Origin of the sequence: Acinetobacter sp. Ver3 (genome assembly GCF_000632455.1) — a bacterium.
Taxonomy (GTDB): Bacteria; Pseudomonadota; Gammaproteobacteria; order Pseudomonadales; family Moraxellaceae; genus Acinetobacter.
Genome location: NZ_JFYL01000009.1, coordinates 14,576 through 35,052, shown reverse-complemented (window position 1 = coordinate 35,052; position 20,477 = coordinate 14,576). Strand labels below are relative to the sequence as shown.

Genomic DNA, 20,477 nt, shown 5'->3' with positions numbered 1-20,477 from the left:
CCTGCAGTTGCAGGGTTTTTATTTAGATCAACAAACGTTATTCTTGTGATTCAGCTTTTGGTTTTTCACGTAAGCGAATACCAAGATCACGAAGTTGAGTTGATTCAACTGGTGCAGGAGCTTGTGTTAAAGGACATTCCGCAGTTTTCGTTTTCGGGAATGCAATCACATCACGAATAGAAGAACCACCTGTCATTAACATCACAAGACGATCTAAACCGAATGCTAAACCACCGTGTGGAGGTGCACCATAACGTAAAGCGTTCAATAAGAAGCTGAATTTCTCTTCTGCCTCTTCTTCACCAATACCTAATGCTTCAAAAATTGCTTTTTGCATTTCTAAGTTATGAATACGAAGCGAACCACCACCGATTTCAGTACCGTTAAGTACCATATCGTAAGCAACAGACAATGCAGCACCTGGGTTATTCTTCACTTCTTCAACGCTAGATTTTGGTAATGTGAATGGGTGGTGAACAGAGGTCCATTTACCATCATCAGTTTCTTCAAACATTGGGAAATCAACAACCCAAAGTGGTGCCCACTCGCAAGTTGCCATCTTCATGTCATGACCGACTTTGATACGTAAAGCACCCATTGCATCGTTTACAACTTTCGCTTTATCTGCACCGAAGAATACGATATCGCCATTTTCAGCACCCACACGTTTTAATAGATCAAGCACGATTGGCTCGATGAATTTCACGATAGGAGATTGTAAGCCTTCGATACCTTTTTCAAGTTCGTTAACTTTGATATACGCCAAACCTTTTGCACCGTAGATACCTACAAACTTAGTGTACTCGTCGATTTGGCTACGTGGAAGAGAGCCTGCACCCGGTACGCGAAGCGCAACAATACGACCTTTAGGGTCTTTAGCAGGACCTGCGAATACTTTGAACTCTACGTCTTGCATTAAATCTGCAACGTCAACGAGTTTAAGTGGAATACGTAAGTCAGGCTTGTCAGACGCATAGTCGCGCATTGCATCTGCATAGGTCATACGTGGGAACTTATCAAATTGAACATTAAGAAGTTCTTTAAACATCTTAACTGTTAAACGTTCCATTAAATCCATGATGTCATCGTCGCTCATGAACGATGTTTCAACGTCGATTTGTGTGAATTCAGGCTGACGATCAGCACGTAAGTCTTCGTCACGGAAACATTTAGCAATTTGGTAATAACGATCAATACCACCCACCATTAACAATTGTTTAAACAACTGTGGTGATTGCGGAAGAGCGTAGAAACTACCATTTGATACACGGCTTGGAACTAAATAGTCACGCGCACCCTCAGGAGTCGCACGTGTCAAAATAGGTGTTTCAACGTCTAAAAATCCATTTTCTTCGAAATAGTTACGAATAAGGTTTGTTAATTTAGAGCGGAAACGTAAACGCTCTAACATTTCTGGACGACGAATGTCCAAGAAACGATACTTCAAACGAATTTCTTCTGAAATATTAGTATTATCATCATTTAATGGAAATGGTGGAGTTTCAGACGCTGCTAGAACTTCAATTTCTTTACCTAATACTTCGATTTGACCACTCACCATGTTGGCATTTTCAGTACCAGCATAACGACGGCGAACACGACCAGTAATTTTTAATACAAATTCAGAACGAGCTTTATCAGCTGTTTCGAAAGCTTCTGGTGTATCAGGATCAATAACCACTTGAACTAGACCATCACGGTCACGCATATCAAGGAAAATTACACCACCATGGTCACGGCGACGGTGTACCCATCCGCAAAGTGTAACGGTTTGATCAATTTGAGCTTCGGTTAATGAACCGCAGTAATGAGTTCGCATCATAGCGTTAAAAATCCAACTATATGGGTTAATGAAAGCGTATACGTAAACAGCGTAACGCCTTTATACAAAGGGTGAATTATGCCTCTTTGAGACTACAGTCACAAGGAGAAGATTATGAAAGCACTATTATTTAATGCAAATTTAAAATTAAGACGATCCTTCGAATAATTCCAATTGATCTAGGATTTGAAAAACAAGCGCACAAATCGCAAACGTCAATAGAAAGCCTCTAAAGAAATAATTAATTGAGAAGCCAATGTAACCATATAGGTCATTTAAAATGGCTGTATTGTAATTAGAGTTGAAATGAATAAATCCAAATAATCCACCTAATATTGCAATTAGCACGGATACCACAGCAAAAATAGTGATAGAACGAGTTACTCTGAATGGTTGACGGTAAGTACAAAAATACTGTTTTGCAAACCATAAAATAAAGGGTAAAACGATAATAGAGGTACCGACCTGTAAAATTCGATGGAGGGAGTAGTGTTGTCCGAAAAGATTGATTTGCTTAGCTAATAGATCATGAAAAGCAAAGGTTCTGTAATCAACATGAGTTAAACCATCCCAAAGGATATGACTGCTGATACCCAAGATTAATGAAATATTGATCAGCACCAAGAATTGAAAGACAGATCTAAAGTTCGAGAGTTTTAAGGGATTGTAAATACCAATCCATCTAAAAAAAGTAGGTCGTAATAGTGCATACCACAATAGACAGAATGCCATTCCCACCAATAAATTGGGATATAGCAATGCGCTCCATTGATGTGAGATTTGGATATGTTCGTCTGTAAAAAGACGAAATAAGTCAGGGACCATGCAACCAATTGCTAGAGCAGAAATAGGAAGTGTTCCTTTCGATGCTTTATGCAAAATTGGTGCGAGTACAGCATGTGAAATTGTAAAGGGCATTGCAGAAATATATCAAAAAAATGCTATCCGAATTTTATAGATTAACATTGATATGTAACCCATTGGTTTAATTATATGAAGGTAATTAATTTGGAGTAAATGAATGAAATATGATTGAAGTTTGGTTGAAATGTTATATTATAACAACAATTGTAAATTCTCGAATTTTGAGCTTGTCGTATGAACTTTCATAAAAATATCATTACTGCCTCCGTCTTGGCAGTGATAGCATCCGCAGCACATGCTGATCAAAAACAAAAAAATGTTCAATTAGATACAATTTCTTCTACCGCACATCCATTGGTTCAAACAGCTGCTGACTTCGCTGTAGCAGATCATGTGATTGATCAAAAAAAATTATCTGAAAGACCAACAACCATAGGTGATGCGTTAGCCGATGAGTTGGGTGTTTATTCTAATCAGTATGGAACAGGTGCAAGTCGTCCTGTGATTCGTGGCCAAGATGGACCGCGTGTAAAAGTTTTACAGCATGCTTCTGAAACTGCTGATGTATCAACACTTTCTCCTGACCATGCCGTAACGGTTGATCCTATTTTGGCGAAGCAAGTGGAAGTTATCCGAGGACCTTCAACATTACTGTACGCAGCTGGAACTGTGGGTGGTTTAGTCAACGTGACTGATCAAAAAATACCGACACAAATGCCAGCTAATGGTCTAGAGGGGCAAGTGGGCGTCCGCTACAACTCTGGGAGTGATGAAAAACTTGCGAGTGCAGGTGTAACAGCAGCTATAGGTGAAAATTTTGCACTTCGTGTTGAAGGCACGAAGCATAAAGCCAATGATTATATCCCTTTCAAAGGTTACTTCACTGAACATCATCATGAGGGTGAGACAGAGTCTCATCGTGAAAGTGCAAAACGTGTAGAAAATACCTTCTCAGAAGGTCAAACAGTTAATGTCGGCGGCTCATGGATCCATGATCGAGGTTTTGTGGGGCTGTCATATAGTAATCGACAAGATAAATATGGATTACCAGGTCATAGTCATGAATATCATGGATGTGAATTGCATGGAGATCATTTCCATTGTCCACCACCTAATTCAGCGCACGACCATGAACACGAAAATGCTGCAGGTCCATGGGTTGACTTAAAATCTGAGCGTTATGATCTACGAACTGAATTAAATGATCCATTAAAAGGGTTTGAAAAGCTGCGAGCTCATTTAAGTTTTACAGATTATGAGCATGATGAACTAGAAGAAAATGAAGTTATTAGTAACTTTAAAAGTAAGGGCTATGATGGTCGTTTAGAGTTGGTTCATATCCCGTTGTTAGGTTGGGAGGGTGTTGTAGGTGTACAAGCATCTCAGCAAAAAATAAAACTTAATGCGCCTGAGGGACATGACCATGATGAAGTTGATCATGGTGACCATGATCATAGTGATCACGATCATGAACATCATGGTCATAGTCATGATGTTCTGATGGCGGATACAAAAACCAATAAGTACAGTTTATTTGCACTAGAACATAAACAGCTTGGTCCTGTGCATGTCGAATTGGGCGCTCGTGTAGACCATCAAAAAATTGATGTCGATTCCAATCAAAAGAACTACTCAGGGACTGCTGTTTCAGGATCAGCTGCAGCTAATTGGGAGTTCGCGCCAAATTATAAGTTGTCTCTAGTGGGGTCTCATCAACAACGTTTACCGCTAGCTCAAGAGTTATATGCAGATGGTCTTCATTTTGCAACAAACACATATGAGCTAGGTAATCCAGATATTGATAAGGAAACATCAAATAATCTAGAGTTAGGTCTCCATTATGAAGGTGATCAGCTCGATTATCATGTTCATGTTTATCACAATTGGTTTGATGACTATATTTATGGTGCAACTTTAGCTCAACAAGGCAATTTACGTGGTCTTAAATATACGCAGGATAAGGCACGTTTTTATGGAACTGAGGCTCAGCTAGGCTATCAAATTAATGATACTTACAAGGTGAGTGTGTTTGGTGATTATGTAAGAGGCAAGATAGAGGGGGAAAATGCTCCACGTGTTCCTGCTGGACGACTTGGTACAAAGGTGGAAACCAATTTTGCTGATGGTTGGTCTGGTTTAGCTGAGTATTATCATGTATTCAAGCAAGATAAATTTGCTGACTTTGAAAAAGAAACCCAAGGTTATAACATGGTCAATGTTGGTGTGTCTTATGCTGGGCAGTTAAACAATCGCAACGATTATCGGGTTTATTTAAAAGCAAATAACTTGTTGGATGATCAGGTTTATTCGCACAATTCATTTTTATCGAATATTCCACAAATTGGACGTAATTTCACCGTTGGTGTTGAATACGGATTCTAATTTACTCCAAAGTGTTAAAAACAGTTTAATGCTTGAAAAAAGGTAAATTAAAACCTAGTCTGAAAGTATCGGACTAGGTTTTTTGTTATGCGTCTATTTAAACGAATTCACCAAAAATTAAATTGGTCAAACCGACGTTATGTTGGTCTGATTCTTGGTATGCTGACCATTGGCTATTTAGCTTCAGCGCTTTATCATATTTATAAACCATTACCAGAAGGGCTTAATTACTCCGGTAAATTACGGCATGCAAATGTGAAATTCCTAGCAGACCAAACTTATATAGACACGGCTGGTCAGCGACAGCAGCATCAGATTTTTGATGAAATTCTCAATCTTATTGAGCAAGCGCAAACCACAATTGTGTTAGATATGTTTCTGTTCAATCCTGAAACTGGTCAGTCTCAAAATCAACATCGCGCATTAACACGAGAACTGACTCAAGCACTTATTAAAAAAAAGCGTCTAACACCGAATATTGAAATTAAATTAATCACTGATCCTATAAATTCAGTTTATGGTGGAATAATCCCAGAGCACTATCGACAACTCAGACAAGCAGGAATTGATGTCATAGAAACTGATTTATCACCATTACGCGCATCGAATCCACTGTGGTCGGGCATTTGGTATTTTTGTTGTCAGAGTTTAGGAAATAATGCTGAGAAAGGTTGGTTAAGTAATCCTTTCGGGGAAGAAAAAATTACCATTCGAAGTTATTTAAATCTTTTTAATTTTAAAGCGAACCATCGTAAAACCATCATAGTGGATACATCCGAGGGATGGAAAACACTAGTGACTTCGATGAATCCGCATGATGGAAGCTCACGTCATTCTAATGTAGCACTTGTGGTCGAAGGGCATACAGCTGTCGATATTTTAAAAACTGAACAATCAGTGGCTTTATTTTCTAAAGCAAATATTCCAATGGTTATTGTGGGAGATGTACCAGAAGATAAACAGTTGCAGCAAGTTCAAGTACTGACAGAAAAGGCAATATATGATGAACTGCTGAAACTGATTGAATCTGCTCAAGGTGCTGATGCAAAAATAGATTTGGCAATGTTCTATTTATCAGAGCGAAAAATTATTGAAGCCTTAATTGAAGCTCACCAACGCGGTGTTGAAGTTCGTGTATTACTAGACCCGAACAAAGATGCATTTGGACGTACTAAAAATGGTATTCCAAATCGTCCTGTCGCGACAGAGCTCTATAAAGCTGGAATAGACGTACGCTGGTGTAATACACAAGGTGAGCAGTGCCATTCAAAAATGATTATTAAGCGTAGTTCAGATCAGGTTGAACTGATTTTGGGGTCGGCTAATTTTACTGCTCGTAATTTGAAAAATTATAATTTAGAAACTGATTTACGTGTTATTGGCTCTTCAAATCAGCAAGTTTTTAAAGATGCAGTACAGTATTTTGATACTGCTTGGATGAATTTAGAGGGTAAGCAAATGAGTGTTGATTACTCAGAATATGCAGAAGATTCAAAAATGAAATATGCCATTTATCGATTCATGGAATGGAGTGGTCTCTCAACCTTCTAAAAAAAATCCCTCTAAAGAGGGATTTTTTCATTTATGGATTCGGTGGAACTAATTTATCGAGTTCCTTATCATCAATCTGATCGAGCTCTTTAATGTCAGTTTTAATTTTCCACTTAGACTCATCCTCAACAGGTTGAGGTAAACGTGCTTCTAACCAATCACAAACCACATCTGGCGTAAAATCAGGATGATTACACTGAATCACCCAAGATAAGAATTGTTTCGCCTCACCATTCATATAGGGTGGAGGAGACACAGGTAAAAACTGAGTGGGTAGGCGTTCATTTTTAGAAATGTAATTCAATACATGACCAAGTTCTTGAACCGTTTGCCAAGCTAAGGCATGGTCGATATTGATTTGAAATTTAAACCACCATGCATGTTCACCATCAGTGCCATAAGAATCGATAAAGTTTTCTTGGACACTCGGAACTTTACAAAAAAATTGGTGCAGGCGATCAAAACTCATTTCAGGCACGGTGGATAATCTCGCAAAGTTAAAAATGGTTAGTCTAGCAGATTTACAAACAGACTCATGCAGATAAATAAAAGGTCTAAAGTATTAAATTTAAAATTTTAAATAATGTTCAAGATTTCTACATGATTGATCTATATTTAAGCTTTAGAATGAATTTTTAAAATAAAAGTAATCTTAAATTTGGAATGAGGTAATAGAGATGAACAATACATTATTGGTTAAGACTCTATTGGGTTCAGTGGTTCTTTTAATAACGAGTCATACTTTTGCAGATAGTTGGGCTAATTACCAAGGTTCTAAGGTTAGACCTGTAAAACCAACACAGATTCCAATATATACTGGTAATGCAGATCGTCTAAGTAAGCCAGTCCCATTGCAACAACCACGTTTTGCTCAGAATAGACCTCAATTACAGCGACCATATCCTCCTTATCCAGCGTATCCGCAACAGAATGGGATTACAGTGATCTACCAACAGTCTTTACCGACCACGGCGACATATTCTAGCAAGCAGTCAAGCTTCGTAAATGGGCAGGGTGGTACTATTGAAATGAGTCAGTATATGCCGATTTCAGATTGGCGTCGTTATGGTCTTCCTGCACCACAAGTTGGAATGCATTGGATATACCAAAATGGTCGATATATCCAGATGCCAAATGATCGTTAGATGCTTGATCCAATTTGTCTAAGCCATTTTTATCTAAGCCAACTCATCATCTTCAGGGCGTGGTGTTTTTCCAAGTGGTAAAGGTTTATCTTGGTGTTTATCTCGGATCACTGATGGAAAATTCCAAGAAGCAAAACGCACGACCAATATAGCGAATGCTAGGATTAAAATTGATCCTGTAATAATGACTAAATCAATATCAGCTTTATGGTCATGTTGAATATCAGAAATTAACAGACGTGTCAGGGCAGTGATGGCGATATAGATCAGAAATCTGACGGGCATATGATTGGTCTTAAAATAAATACCTACCATCGCACCTAGTTCTAAATAGATAAATAACAACAGAATGTCATCAATCGTTGCATATTGTTTTACCGTAAGAATATCAATCACGGTATGTCCTGCAGACCAAATTACCATGCAGCCAATAATAAAGAGCGCAATATAGTGGAAGCTCTCAACTGCTAGATTTCCAAAACGATCTAATAAGGATTCGATTTTTTCTACGCTAATATCTTTTTTACTCATGACATCTCCTCCTTTGAAAAAACCTGATGGTTTCATTGGAGTGATGCAAAATTCATGCTCATCTTATGCCTAAGCAGGGAAGACTATTATGAGTTGCTTTGAAAATAAGCAAATTCAGGTAAAAAAAGCCTGAAGAATCAGGCTTTTTTAAGATAAAACTTATGATTGATTTGTGAAGTAATCCTCGCTAAATCCCATCACGATTTCAGAGCTAGCTTTGATGCGAGCTAAACGTGTATTTAATTCAGGTAAAACGCGTTGGATGTAGTAGTTCACCAAAGATAATTTGTTCTCATAGAACTCACCTGATTTTTCACTCGCAGCTTTAGCAATTTTAGCAAACATATAGGTAAAGCTGAGTAAGCCTACCGCATGTAAATAATCAACCGCAGCAGCATTCGCATAATCAGGATTTTCCGCAGCACGTTCAAGAACAACTTGAGTAATCAATTCAAGTTCAGTTGCAGCATCAAGAGTGGCATCTTTGATGTAATTTAAGTCCGCATCTAATGCATTTGCAAAGTCACGAATTTCTTCGATATATTCTGCGATGAATTGACCATTACATTTAATCGTTTTACGACCAATCAAATCTTGTGATTGAACGCCGTTCGTGCCTTCGTAAATTTGTGAGATACGAAGATCACGGATACATTGTTCCATGCCCCATTCACGAATATAGCCGTGACCACCAAAGACCATTTGGGCATCTAGAGTCGCATTGAAAGCAGTGTCTGTTAAATATGCTTTTGCGATTGGTGTGAGCAAAGCAACACGATTATTTGCTTTTGCAACTGCTTCTGGATCTGTCGAGAACTTTGTAATGTCAAGTTGTTGACCTACGTATACTGCAAATGCACGTGAAGCTTCATTGTTCGCACGAGCATTTAAGAGCATACGACGTACATCACCGTGTACAAGAATACTATCAGCAGGTTTATTCGGAGATTTCACACCTGTTGCACTACGACCTTGTAAACGATCAGTTGCGTATTGCGCAGCATTTTGATAAGCAAATTCAGAAGCGCCTAAACCTTGGATACCCATGGACAAACGTTCATAGTTCATCATCACGAACATTGCAGCAAGACCTTCGTTTTCTTTACCGACTAAATAGCCTTTTGCACCGTCAAAGTTCATCACACATGTTGCAGAGGCTTTGATCCCCATTTTGTGTTCAATAGAACCAGGGCCTACAGGGTTACGATCACCCAAGGTACCATCTTCATTCACTAAGAATTTAGGTACAATGAACAGAGAAATACCGCGTGAACCAGCAGGAGCATCAGGCGTTTTTGCTAATACAAGGTGAATAATATTTTCAGCTAAGTCATGGTCACCACCAGTAATAAAGATTTTCGTACCCGTGATGTTGTAAGTACCATCTTCATTACGTTCAGCCTTAGTTTTAATAATGCCTAAATCAGTACCTGCGTGAGGCTCTGTGAGACACATCGTACCTGACCATTCACCTGAATAGATTTTAGGAAGATAGGTTTCTTTTTGTTCTTGAGAAGCATAACTATTTAATGCCATACCCGCACCCACAGAAAGAAGTGGGTAAAGCATAAATGATGGGTTGGTTGCAAAAAGCATTTCATCTGCAAGCACAGTCAGCATTTTTGGCATGCCTTGACCGCCCCATTCTTCGTCAGCACCTAAGCCAATCCAACCACCTTCTGCATATTGTTGGAACGCTTCTTTAAAGCCCGCTGGTGTGGTAACAGATCCATTATTATAAGTTGCGCCTTCTTCATCACCTGTGCGATTTAGGGGAAGGGTTACGTTTTGAGCGAATTTAGCCATCTCTTCTAAAATAGCTTCAGCTGTCGCAGCATCAATATGAGCTAAATTCTCATTTGATTGCCAAAATTGTTCAGCTTGAAATACATCATTCAAAATGAACTTCATATCTGTAAGAGGCGCATTATAGATTGGCATTTTCGTTCACCTTTTTTTGTTTAAATATCTTTAGTTCTTAGCAGTCTATCGAAGCATATTAGGACTTGTTAGACGACTAAAGGTTAATATCTCGAATTATTTATAAAGAAAAAGGACGGCCAAATCTATGACTGTCCATTTTTCTTTTTACACATATTTAATGTGGATCATTAGAATGCAAAATGTTCAGCATCTAAAGTCATTAATGGCTCTAATCCACCTGCAATTACGTCAACATGTGAGCGAACGCGTGGAAGGATCTTCTTGAAGTAGAAGCGAGCTGTCGTGATTTTCGCATTGTAGAAGTCAACTTCAGTTGAACCTGCTGCAAGTTGTTGTTGAGCAACTTGAGCCATGCGAGCCCATAAGAATGCTAGCGTTACATAACCAGAGAAGTATAGGTAATCTACTGCAGCAGCACCGACTTCATCAGGGTTTTGCATCGCGCGCATACCGATCTGCATAGTTAAATCGCCCCATTCTTTGTTGAGTGCAGCCAAAGGTTCAACAAACTCTTTCAAGTCTGCATTATCTTTGTTTGCTTCAGCGAATTTGTGAATGATTTTGGTGAAATCTTTCAACATCGCACCTTGAGTTTGCAGTACTTTACGACCTAACAAATCAAGTGCTTGAATTTCAGTGGTACCTTCATATAAGCAAGCAATACGTGTATCACGAACAATTTGCTCCATACCATGCTCTGAAATGAAGCCGTGACCACCAAATACTTGTACGCCTTTGTTTGCAGCTTCATAACCAACTTCAGTTAAGAATGCTTTAGCAATTGGCGTTAATAATGACAGAATATTATCTGCAAATTTACGTTCTTCTTCAGTCGCGCCTTTCTCAACGATATCAGCATAGTGAGCAAGGTAGTACACTAGAGCTCGACCACCTTCAGCAAATGCTTTTTGCGTTAAGATTAAGTTGCGAACTGCTGGATGCACAATAATTGGATCTGCTTCTTTTTCAGGTGCTTTAGGACCAGAAAGTGAACGCATTGCTAAACGATCTTTCGCATATGCCAAAGCACCTTGGAAAGATGATTCAGCAGCAGACAAACCTTGTACAGCTGTACCAATACGTGCAGTGTTCATGAAGGTGAACATTGCATTCAGACCGCGGTTTTCAGGGCCAATCAAGTAACCTGTTGCACGATCAAAATTGATCACACATGTGGCGTTACCATGGATACCCATTTTATGTTCAATCGAACCACAACGAACAGCGTTGCGCTCGCCAACTTCACCATCAGCAGTTAATTTAAACTTAGGTACGATGAATAATGAGATCCCTTTTGTTCCCTTAGGAGCACCTGGTAAACGCGCAAGAACGATGTGAACAATGTTGTCCGCCATGTCATGCTCACCAGCGGAAATAAAGATTTTCTCACCTGAAATTGCAAAACTACCATCTGCATTAGGTTCAGCTTTTGTGCGGATAATACCAAGGTCAGAACCCGCATGAGATTCTGTTAAACACATGGTACCTGTCCACTCACCTGAAATCAGTTTTGGTAAGTAAGTATTTTTTTGCTCTTCCGTACCATGGTGCTCAATTGTACGAACTGCACCATGAGATAGACCTGGGTACATACCCCATGCCCAGTTCGAAGAGCCGATCATTTCAGAAATGATAATGCCTAAAGAGTTTGGTAAACCTTGACCACCATATTGTTCTTCAGCAGCTAAAGATGGGAATCCTAATTCTACATATTTTTTATATGCTTCTTTGAAGCCTGTTGGAGTAGTAACTACACCATCATTCCAAGTACAACCTTCGCGGTCACCTACTTGGTTGAGTGGAGATAATTCGTTTTCACAGAAATCTGCAGCAGCTTCTAAATATTGATCAACCAACTCACGGCTTACGTTTTCTTGGAATGCAGGGAGTTTTGAAAAGTGTTCTTCAGCATTTAATAATTCATGCAAAACGAATTGCATATCACGTAAGGGCGCTTTGTATTGTGGCATATCGGGTTCCTCAATACTGGTTAAACCAGATTTATAATCCTAATAAAAAATGTCGTGTCATCTACGACACCTATTTTGTTCTATTACATCGTGCAATAAGTTATTGCTTGGTACAAGTTTTATAGCCATATTCTGTGTGACTGTAAAGTCAAAGAAAAAATATTAATTTTGGCTAAGTGTTTAGAGTATAAAGTTTTTTCGTGAATTATATGTGAACAGAATAGTCAAAAACGTAATAAGTTATGACATAAAAAAAGGCGCAACATGCGCCTTTTTAATATTCAATCACTTAGTAGTGAGTTGAATTGAATTATGCGGATTTTTTTAAGTCTGGTTTAACGAGTGGTTGATTTGGTTTGAAATAAACTTTACATACACCGTTGATAGTCTGTTCACCCACTTTGATTTGAACTTTTTTACCGTCAGTTTGTCCATTGCATGCTTGAAGTTTTGCATTTTGACTAACTTGCTGTTGCATCAAACGTTGATCAAATTTTTGAACAAGCTCAGCACGTTTGGCATCTGTGAGCGGTTCACCTTTTTGTGAATGGTTAGCTTGGGCCGAAGTTGGCTTTTCAGCTTTAAATTGGGCACGTGCTTGCTCATGCATTTTTTTCATATCAGCACGATCCGCTATGAAACGGATATGACAAGTACCATCAATATTTTGTTTATCAGTTTTGATTTGAACAGTTTGACCTACAGCTTTGCCGTCGCATGCTTGACGAATTTGCTGCATCATCGCTTTACGGTCAGCACGCGCTTGTTTGAATAGCTCGCGTTGTTCAGGTGTTAAACGTTCTTTATGATGATGTTTTTTATCATAGTGACCCTTTTTAACTTCTTGAGGTGCTTGAGTTGTTGTTTGACATGCTGTAAGTGCGCCCATACTGATTAAGCCAGTGGTCACCAATACAATTTTGTTCATCGCTTTCATTATGTTTATCCCCAAAGTTGTTTGGACTCGGTATAGGTAAAGATTAAATAATAAAGATGAAGAAACAATGGAGAGTTTTTTGAATCAGTGTTAGATACAATACTGAAAAACGAAGAAATAATGTGAGTTCAATTTGAATATACGTCGCGTACCAATCGCACTACGCTTATTTTTTACAGTACTGTTAACGACATTGCTCATTACGACGGTTAGCTTAAGTGTGCTGCATTGGACGATGCAAAAAAACTTCACCAAATATGTAGCTGATGTAGAAATGCAAAAGCTTGATCATCTGATCGATAATTTAGCGGGCGTATTCTCTGTTTATCAAGATTGGGGCAATGCCGTTCAAGCTCAGATTTTACAAATTGAAGGTGAAGCTGCACCCGATGATTATGATCGACTATCACGTTGGTGGTTACGTCGCCAATATGATATTGCATTGCAACAGCGTTATTTCAAAGAACATACATTAATTAGCGAAATTGAGTCACAAAGAACGCAAACTATTAGTCCTGAAGAGCTGAAAGTCTTAGAAGAAAATTTACCTTCTGCATTTCAGCCATTTGAAGGATTGCGTTTCCCATTAAGTTCAAATCAGAATCAGACAAGAACCACGAACAGTTCTGATAAATCACATGAAAATAAGCTTTCTAGTTTGAGAACTTCTGAATACCAGCAGGGCAAGAAACTATTTATATCTATGTCTGATCACTTGGGTTTAAGTTCTAGACTTTCCTTATATGATGCAAAACAACAGTTTATCTTGGGTGAACCATCAGAGAATATGGTGTCGTATCGACCGATCACAGTTGATGGCAATATTGTGGGGTATCTCGGGCTAAGACCTGTTTTAGATCAAGATGATGCTTTAAGTATTAATTTCTTTAGCAATCAAAAGCGTTATTTATTTTTAATATATATTCTGACATTTATTTCGAGTTTGGTTGCTGCCTTATTATTAGCAACTTATTTTAGAAAGCCAATTCAACGCTTATTAAATGCAACACGAGAATTAACCAAAGGGAATTTTCAGCATCAGGTGAAAGTAAATCGTAACGATGAGCTTGGCGATCTTTCGACTGAAATTAATCAGTTAGCTGTGATTCTAGATCAGCATGAAAATTCTAGAAAGCAGTGGGTTGCAGACACTTCGCATGAGTTAAAAACGCCGCTGGCTGTTTTGCAAGCACAAATTGAAGCAATGCAAGATGGAATACGTAAACCAACGCCTGAACATTTTGCTTCAATGTTGGCACAAGTTTCGAGTCTGAAAAAATTAACACAAGATTTGGCTGCGTTAGCACAAGCTGAAGCACAACAACTCAATTTTGATTTCAATGAAATTGACCCTTGGAGTGTCGTGTTAAATGAGATTGAAAATTTCAAACCTAAATTTGAACAAGCCGATCTCACGATTAGCGCAGAGGGGCATGGAACGAAATTACAATTAGATGTAGATCGTTTTAAACAAATTATGGTCAACTTACTCGGCAATACTATTCGCTATACGGAAGCCGGTGGAAGAATTCATGTGCATACGATCGAAAACGATAAGACTTGGTCGGTGATTGTTGACGATAGCCCATTAGGTCTTACTGATGAGCAATTGGCTCATTTAGGTGAGCGTTTCTATCGAGCGGATGATTCTAGAACACGTAGTACTGGCGGAACTGGATTAGGATTAGCATTATCGTGCAAAATTGCACAAGGCATGAAGGGCTCCTTGAAGTTTGACCACTCACCATTGGGTGGATTGCGCTGCATCCTTACATTTCCAAAGAAATCGTTTTAAATTGAAGAATGGTGACATATGAAACATGTGATGCTGGTTGAAGATGAAGTAGAACTTGCTCAATTGGTGCGAGATTATCTTGAAGCAGCTGGCTTTGAAGTCAGTATGTTTCACGATGGTCAAGAGGCTTATGATAGCTTTTTACAATGTAAACCAAGTCTAATGGTTTTAGATTTGATGGTACCTCGTATGGATGGTCTCACGATCACCCGTAAAGTCCGTGAGCAGTCTGATTTGCCTATTATCATGGTGACAGCACGTACGGAAGAGATTGATCGTGTACTTGGTTTGAATATGGGGGCGGATGATTATGTGTGTAAACCATTTAGCCCTAAAGAGTTAGTTGCTCGTGTTCAAGCAGTTTTGCGACGTTTAGATCGTAAAGCAGAACCTGAAGAAAATAATTTATTCCGTATGGATAAAGGTCAACAACGAATTTGGTATCAAAATAAATCTTTAAATTTGACACCTACAGAATTTCGACTTCTTGAATTATTTTTAGAACACGTAGGTCAGGTGTACTCTCGTGCGCAATTATTGGATCATATCAACCCAGACAGTTTTGAAGTGGCAGATCGTGTGATTGATAGCCATATTAAAAACTTGCGCCGTAAAATCTCGGATGCCGCGGAAACAGGTAATCGCCATGAATGGGTTCAAGCTGTTTATGGGGTGGGATATCGTTTCGAATATCCTGAAGATTGATTCTTTGTGATAAAAAAAAGCGAATCTAGAAGTTCACTTTTTTTTGGTGCGTTGGTTTTGGTTAGGGTCTCTACAATTGGCCATTTCATATGCAACTTTCATGTAACTTTGTTAGGATATGAGCTTATTAGAGGTGGCTATCGTATTTTTATTTAAAGTAAGCTTCGACTCTAGCTTTTACTATAGGATCAACATCATCAACCATATAAAAACAATATCTATATTTTTCGATCAAAACACTAATATATTTTTTTTTATCCATTGGAGCGTAAAACCTCGGGGTTTAGCCCGAGGATATAAGCGACTGGCGCAAGCCACTAATGCGGTGTTTGTTGTTGTTGTTGAATGTATTGTTTAATAATTCCAATTGGCGCACCGCCACATGATGCAGCGAAGTAACTAGGCGACCACAAAGCATTTCCCCATAGTTTGTTTTTAATTTCAGGGTGTTTAGTGCGTAGAATACGGCTAGAAGCACCTTTTAAGCTATTTACTAAGCTAGAGATTGCTATTTTTGGTGGATAGTTTACAAGTAAGTGGACATGATCATGTTCACCATCAAATTCTACTAACTCAGCCTCAAAGTCCAAACAGACACGTTCAAACACTTCATGCATTGTTTCAAGCATTGGTTTTGTAAAAACATCTCTACGATATTTAGCTACAAAGACCAAATGAACGTGCATATTAAAAACACAGTGACGACCTGTTCTAATCTCTTGACTATCACTCATAGACCAAATATATTCTAATGATGAAAACACTTAAATTACGCATAAAAGACAAACATTGCAAGGTGTTAGACCAACTAGCATCTGAGGTGAACTTTGTCTGGAACTATGTCAATGATTTGGGTTTTAAACATCTAAAAAGAAAAGGTGAGTTTCTCTCAGCCTATGATATTTCCAAGTACACAAAAGGTACATCAAAAGAATGCAATCTGCATAGTCAGACGGTGCAAGCCATTACGGAAGAATTAGTCACCCGAAGAAAGCAATTTAAAAAAGCAAAGTTAAATTGGCGTGTTACTAATAAAAAATCTGCTAGACGTTCTCTCGGCTGGATTCCATTTAAAAAAGTTGCTGTGAAATATGCTGATGGGTATATCCAATACGGCAAGCATCAATTCAAACTATGGGATAGCTATGGACTATCAAAATACAATATCAAAACAGGCTCGTTTGTCGAAGATAGTCGAGGACGTTGGTATGCATGCCTAGTTGTGGACTCCCCTAAGCAAGAAAAACAAACAGCAACCAAAGCAATCGGTATTGATCTGGGCTTAAAAGATATTGCTACCTGTTCTGATGGTACAATCATTTCGAATCCTAAGTTCTATCGGAAATACGAGCAGAAATTAGGGGTAGCTCAACGTGCAAAGAATAAAAAAAGAGTACGTGCATTACACGCTAAGATTGCGAATTGTCGTAAAGATTATTTGCATAAAGTAAGCTCAAAGCTTGTAAAAGAAAATGCACTCATCATTGTAGGTGACTTGAGTGCCAAGAAGCTTGTCAAAACTAAAATGGCTAAATCTGTTTTAGATACAGGATTCTCAGCACTCAAAACAATGCTCAAGTATAAATGCGAGAACGCAGGGGTATTGTTTGAGGAAGTCAATGAAGCCTATACCACCCAAACTTGTTCGTGCTGTGGCTCACGCTTCAGTAGTCCGAAAGGTAGAACAGGTCTTGGAATAAGAGAATGGCAGTGCATGGAGTGCGGTACACTCCATGATCGTGATATAAATTCCGCACTAAACATTCTTGCGCTCGGACATGAGCGTCTCGCAGGAGGAATCCCCGTCCTTTAGGTCGGGGAGGGTGTCAAAAACATCACATCCCTCACCAAACGGTTGACTGACAGTGACTTCAGGAAGTTTTAAAGCTTGTGATGCTGCCAATTGATGCAAATGCATAGTAAAAACGAATGGGTATTGTGGATAATGATTAAATTATCCACAGAATGAGTGAGGTTTGTGAATAACTTATGATGAACAACTGACTTGAATTTCAGGGATATCACTAGCTAAAGGGCCTAAGTCTTCTGGTTGTTCAAGATGTTCTTGTTTGGTGTATGGTGTTTGAAGAAGTTTGAACAAGCGATCAACTTCAGAGAAATCATCACGTTCAGCAAGTTCAATTGCTTTCTGTGCCATATGGTTTCGTAGAACGTAGTGTGGATTGGCTGTTAACATCCCTTGATCGAGATCGTCAGTGTCTTGATTTTCTCGTATAGAGAGATATTGGTGAAGAAACCGTTCAAATGCGATACGATCAAGGCAATCATCTTTGATTTGTTCATACGCTTTATTCTGTAAACGAATAAAACTTTGGGTGTAATCAAGTTGTTCTGTTTGTAAAATATGTAGGAAAGCCATAGCACAATCAAAGCTATCTTTATGAAAATTTGGTAATCCCATTTTTTGACTTAAACCAAGTTTATAGTGCTCCAGGAACGTCGGTTCATAGTGTTCTAAACACGAAGACAAGTCTTGTTTCCATTGCTCTCGATCATAATTTTCTGGACAGAGATGAATGAGGCTATTTAACCAAGTCCATAAATTCCAGTGCCCGATACTCGGTTGGTTCTGATACGTATAGCGTCCTTGGTAATCAGAATGATTGTTGATCCAATTAGGACGGAAACGCTCCATAAAACCATAAGGTCCGAAATCTAAAGTTGAACCGGTAATATTCAGGTTGTCAGTGTTCATAACCCCATGGGCAAAACCAATCAGTTGCCACTTGGCGATCATGATCGCAGTACGTTGAATGACTTGAGTTGCAAAAGAAAGAACAGGTTGTTCTGTCTCCAAACATTCAGGGTAGTGCCATTCAATGCACTTTTGTGTAAATTCTTGCAGTAGATCTGGCTGAAATTGATTAATCCACTCAAAGTGACCTAAGCGAATATGTGTATCACACGTACGCAACATCATCGCGCCACGTTCAAGTTTTTCTCGTTGTATACCTTGATCTGATGATACAAAACCAATCGCATTACTAGATTGAACACCCAGAGCATTGAGGGCGTGTCCAGCCAAATATTCACGAATAACCGAACGTAACACTGCACGACCATCACCTCGGCGAGAATAGGGAGTACAGCCAGCACCTTTAAGGTGTAAATCGACCGTATTGTTATTTTGATCTAGAATTTGAGCAATGAGTAAACCGCGACCGTCACCAAGCTGTCCAGCCCATTGTCCAAATTGGTGACCCGCGTATACCATCGCCAAAGGTTCAAACTCGGCAAAAGTTTTTTGCCCGCTACAGATTTCTACCCAGTTCATTTTATCTTCTTGAGTCCACAGTAACTCATCTGCAAGTACTTCATTAAAATGACCAGGTTTAGCCCCTTTTAGAGGAAGAGGTTGTTGATGATGATACAGTCGAACGGGTAGTGTGTTATAGCGAGAATTGAACTGCATATAATTTTTCAAAATGTGATGAACAACTTTGACTATAGCAAAATTCGATACATAAAACTGTGACTGCTACATTGGAAATGGTACCGAAAAAATAAAAAAAGCCCCGATCAACGGAGCTTTGGAGTAACTGAAGAGTCTCTTGAATGAGTTATTCAGATACTGGTGATTTCTTTAAATTACGAACCAATAAGTTCAATGTCTCTCTATGATGAGATAAACGTTGTTCAACCAATTGGAATTCAACTTTCAGTTTGCTATCCATTAGGTGAATTTTTTCAGCAACAGCTGCTTTTTTGGCATTAATTTCTTGCTCTTTAAGCTTCGCCCAATCATTTAGAGTTTGCGTAAATGCTTCATATTCTTGAGCAATTTTTGTTTTAACTGTCACGATATCATCATTCACGTTATGGCCGTAAACAGCGAGATCTTGTTGCGCATATTTAAACTTCATTGCAAGCTCAGCTTTTTTAATATTAAAGCTTGGAATACGTCGTAAGTTTTTTGCTAGCCCTAGTTTTGAACACGTCCAGATCAACCATTTAGTTGGGTCGTATTGCCACCATTTTACGCCATTGCGATAGTCGTATTGGAAGATATGATGGTAGTTATGATAACCCTCACCCCAAGTCGCAATAGCAAGAACAAAGTTGTCACGTGCAGTATTTTCATCTGTGTACGGACGTTTGCCCCACATATGGCATAGCGAGTTGATAAAGAAAGTCACATGATGGCTTAAAATTAAGCGCATTAAACCACCCAACAATAATACTCCCCAGACATCACCAACTGCCCATCCAATAGGAAGAAGAATAGCGGCATGAACGACAATCACGAGAGGGATGTAATATTTATCTTGGAACATGACAATTTTGTCAGCCAATAAATCAGGGGCGTTTTTGTAATTTGCTTCAGCTGCTGGATAGTTGCGTAGCATCCAACCGATGTGCGCGTACCAGAAGCCATTGTTAATTGAGTAGGGATCTTTTTCTACATCATCAACATGACGATGATGGGTACGGTGACCTGAGGCCCAATACAAAATGCTGTTTTGTACAGCAAAGGTTCCCATAATCATTAAAATGATTTTGAGTGGTACAGTCGCTTCATAAGCACGATGTGCCCATAAGCGGTGATAACCTGCGGTAATACCAAGACTGCTCAGACCCAACAGCGCAAACATGCTGATCCACGCAGCGAGCGAGAAATCATGATGATAAGCATAAAGTGGAATCGCAATAACGGCGACAATAGGTAAAAACACCAATGCAAATACTGCAATCCAGTTGATTGGGGCTTTGGGTAGGGGAGCATTCATCTCCAACAGCACTCCTAGAACCTTTAATAGGTTAAAACTAAATCCACTCACAAATTTGTGAGGTTAGACTCGTTAATACTAAC

16 protein-coding genes are annotated in these 20,477 nt (G+C 38.9%); 6 read left to right on the top strand and 10 right to left on the bottom strand.

The window, feature by feature from the left end:
• Positions 1 to 37 precede the first annotated feature (37 nt).
• Both aspS and CL42_RS04395 read right to left on the bottom strand, forming a co-directional pair.
• Positions 38 to 1,822 carry an aspartate--tRNA ligase gene (gene aspS, locus CL42_RS04400; protein ID WP_035265578.1) on the bottom strand — a complete coding sequence of 595 codons (1,785 nt, stop codon included), beginning with the start codon at positions 1,820 to 1,822 and terminating at the stop codon, positions 38 to 40.
• A gap of 147 nt (positions 1,823 to 1,969) precedes the next feature.
• Positions 1,970 to 2,740, bottom strand: a complete 771-nt coding sequence (locus tag CL42_RS04395) for a DUF4184 family protein (protein WP_035265576.1) — start codon at positions 2,738 to 2,740, stop codon at positions 1,970 to 1,972.
• Positions 2,741 to 2,920: 180 nt separating this feature from the next.
• Between CL42_RS04395 and znuD the strand changes: the two genes are divergently transcribed.
• The gene (gene znuD, locus CL42_RS04390; RefSeq protein WP_035265574.1) at positions 2,921 to 5,068 is read left to right on the top strand and encodes a zinc piracy TonB-dependent receptor ZnuD; all 2,148 of its coding nucleotides are present in this window, start codon (positions 2,921 to 2,923) and stop codon (positions 5,066 to 5,068) included.
• Between the two features lie 87 nt (positions 5,069 to 5,155).
• On the top strand, positions 5,156 to 6,619 hold the full coding sequence (locus CL42_RS04385) for a phospholipase D family protein (protein WP_035265572.1): 1,464 nt from the start codon (positions 5,156 to 5,158) through the stop codon (positions 6,617 to 6,619).
• 31 nt (positions 6,620 to 6,650) lie between these two features.
• Here the strand turns inward: CL42_RS04385 and CL42_RS04380 are convergent, their stop codons facing one another.
• The gene (locus CL42_RS04380; RefSeq protein WP_035265570.1) at positions 6,651 to 7,097 is read right to left on the bottom strand and encodes a hypothetical protein; all 447 of its coding nucleotides are present in this window, start codon (positions 7,095 to 7,097) and stop codon (positions 6,651 to 6,653) included.
• A 199-nt stretch (positions 7,098 to 7,296) separates the two neighbouring features.
• On the opposite strand from CL42_RS04380, the gene CL42_RS04375 reads away from it, so the two are divergent.
• A complete protein-coding gene (locus CL42_RS04375; protein ID WP_035265568.1) occupies positions 7,297 to 7,764 on the top strand; it encodes an RcnB family protein in 468 nt (155 codons plus the stop codon).
• Between the two features lie 33 nt (positions 7,765 to 7,797).
• On the opposite strand, the gene CL42_RS04370 is transcribed toward CL42_RS04375, so the two are convergent.
• The 4 genes from CL42_RS04370 to CL42_RS04355 all read right to left on the bottom strand — a co-directional run bounded on the left by CL42_RS04370 (position 7,798) and on the right by CL42_RS04355 (position 13,146).
• On the bottom strand, positions 7,798 to 8,295 hold the full coding sequence (locus tag CL42_RS04370) for a phosphate-starvation-inducible protein PsiE (protein ID WP_035265636.1): 498 nt from the start codon (positions 8,293 to 8,295) through the stop codon (positions 7,798 to 7,800).
• Positions 8,296 to 8,454: 159 nt separating this feature from the next.
• A complete protein-coding gene (locus CL42_RS04365) occupies positions 8,455 to 10,236 on the bottom strand; it encodes an acyl-CoA dehydrogenase C-terminal domain-containing protein (protein ID WP_035265567.1) in 1,782 nt (593 codons plus the stop codon).
• 170 nt (positions 10,237 to 10,406) lie between these two features.
• A complete protein-coding gene (locus CL42_RS04360) occupies positions 10,407 to 12,209 on the bottom strand; it encodes an acyl-CoA dehydrogenase C-terminal domain-containing protein (RefSeq protein WP_035265566.1) in 1,803 nt (600 codons plus the stop codon).
• 310 nt (positions 12,210 to 12,519) lie between these two features.
• The gene (locus tag CL42_RS04355) at positions 12,520 to 13,146 is read right to left on the bottom strand and encodes a hypothetical protein (protein WP_035265565.1); all 627 of its coding nucleotides are present in this window, start codon (positions 13,144 to 13,146) and stop codon (positions 12,520 to 12,522) included.
• Positions 13,147 to 13,279: 133 nt separating this feature from the next.
• On the opposite strand from CL42_RS04355, the gene baeS reads away from it, so the two are divergent.
• Positions 13,280 to 14,941 (top strand): sensor histidine kinase efflux regulator BaeS, encoded by a 1,662-nt coding sequence (gene baeS / locus CL42_RS04350; RefSeq protein WP_035265564.1) that lies wholly within the window; start codon positions 13,280 to 13,282, stop codon positions 14,939 to 14,941.
• 18 nt (positions 14,942 to 14,959) lie between these two features.
• Positions 14,960 to 15,646, top strand: a complete 687-nt coding sequence (locus tag CL42_RS04345; protein WP_035265562.1) for a response regulator — start codon at positions 14,960 to 14,962, stop codon at positions 15,644 to 15,646.
• Between the two features lie 317 nt (positions 15,647 to 15,963).
• Here the strand turns inward: CL42_RS04345 and tnpA are convergent, their stop codons facing one another.
• Positions 15,964 to 16,380, bottom strand: a complete 417-nt coding sequence (gene tnpA, locus CL42_RS04340; protein ID WP_035265634.1) for an IS200/IS605 family transposase — start codon at positions 16,378 to 16,380, stop codon at positions 15,964 to 15,966.
• Between the two features lie 20 nt (positions 16,381 to 16,400).
• On the opposite strand from tnpA, the gene CL42_RS04335 reads away from it, so the two are divergent.
• Positions 16,401 to 17,459, top strand: coding sequence for an RNA-guided endonuclease InsQ/TnpB family protein (locus tag CL42_RS04335; RefSeq protein WP_035265560.1), 1,059 nt, complete (start codon positions 16,401 to 16,403; stop codon positions 17,457 to 17,459).
• A 174-nt stretch (positions 17,460 to 17,633) separates the two neighbouring features.
• Here the strand turns inward: CL42_RS04335 and CL42_RS04330 are convergent, their stop codons facing one another.
• Together CL42_RS04330 and CL42_RS04325 are read right to left on the bottom strand one after the other, a co-directional pair.
• Positions 17,634 to 19,079, bottom strand: a complete 1,446-nt coding sequence (locus tag CL42_RS04330) for a protein adenylyltransferase SelO (protein WP_035265558.1) — start codon at positions 19,077 to 19,079, stop codon at positions 17,634 to 17,636.
• A 148-nt stretch (positions 19,080 to 19,227) separates the two neighbouring features.
• Positions 19,228 to 20,394 (bottom strand): acyl-CoA desaturase, encoded by a 1,167-nt coding sequence (locus CL42_RS04325; RefSeq protein ID WP_035265557.1) that lies wholly within the window; start codon positions 20,392 to 20,394, stop codon positions 19,228 to 19,230.
• Positions 20,395 to 20,477 lie beyond the last annotated feature (83 nt).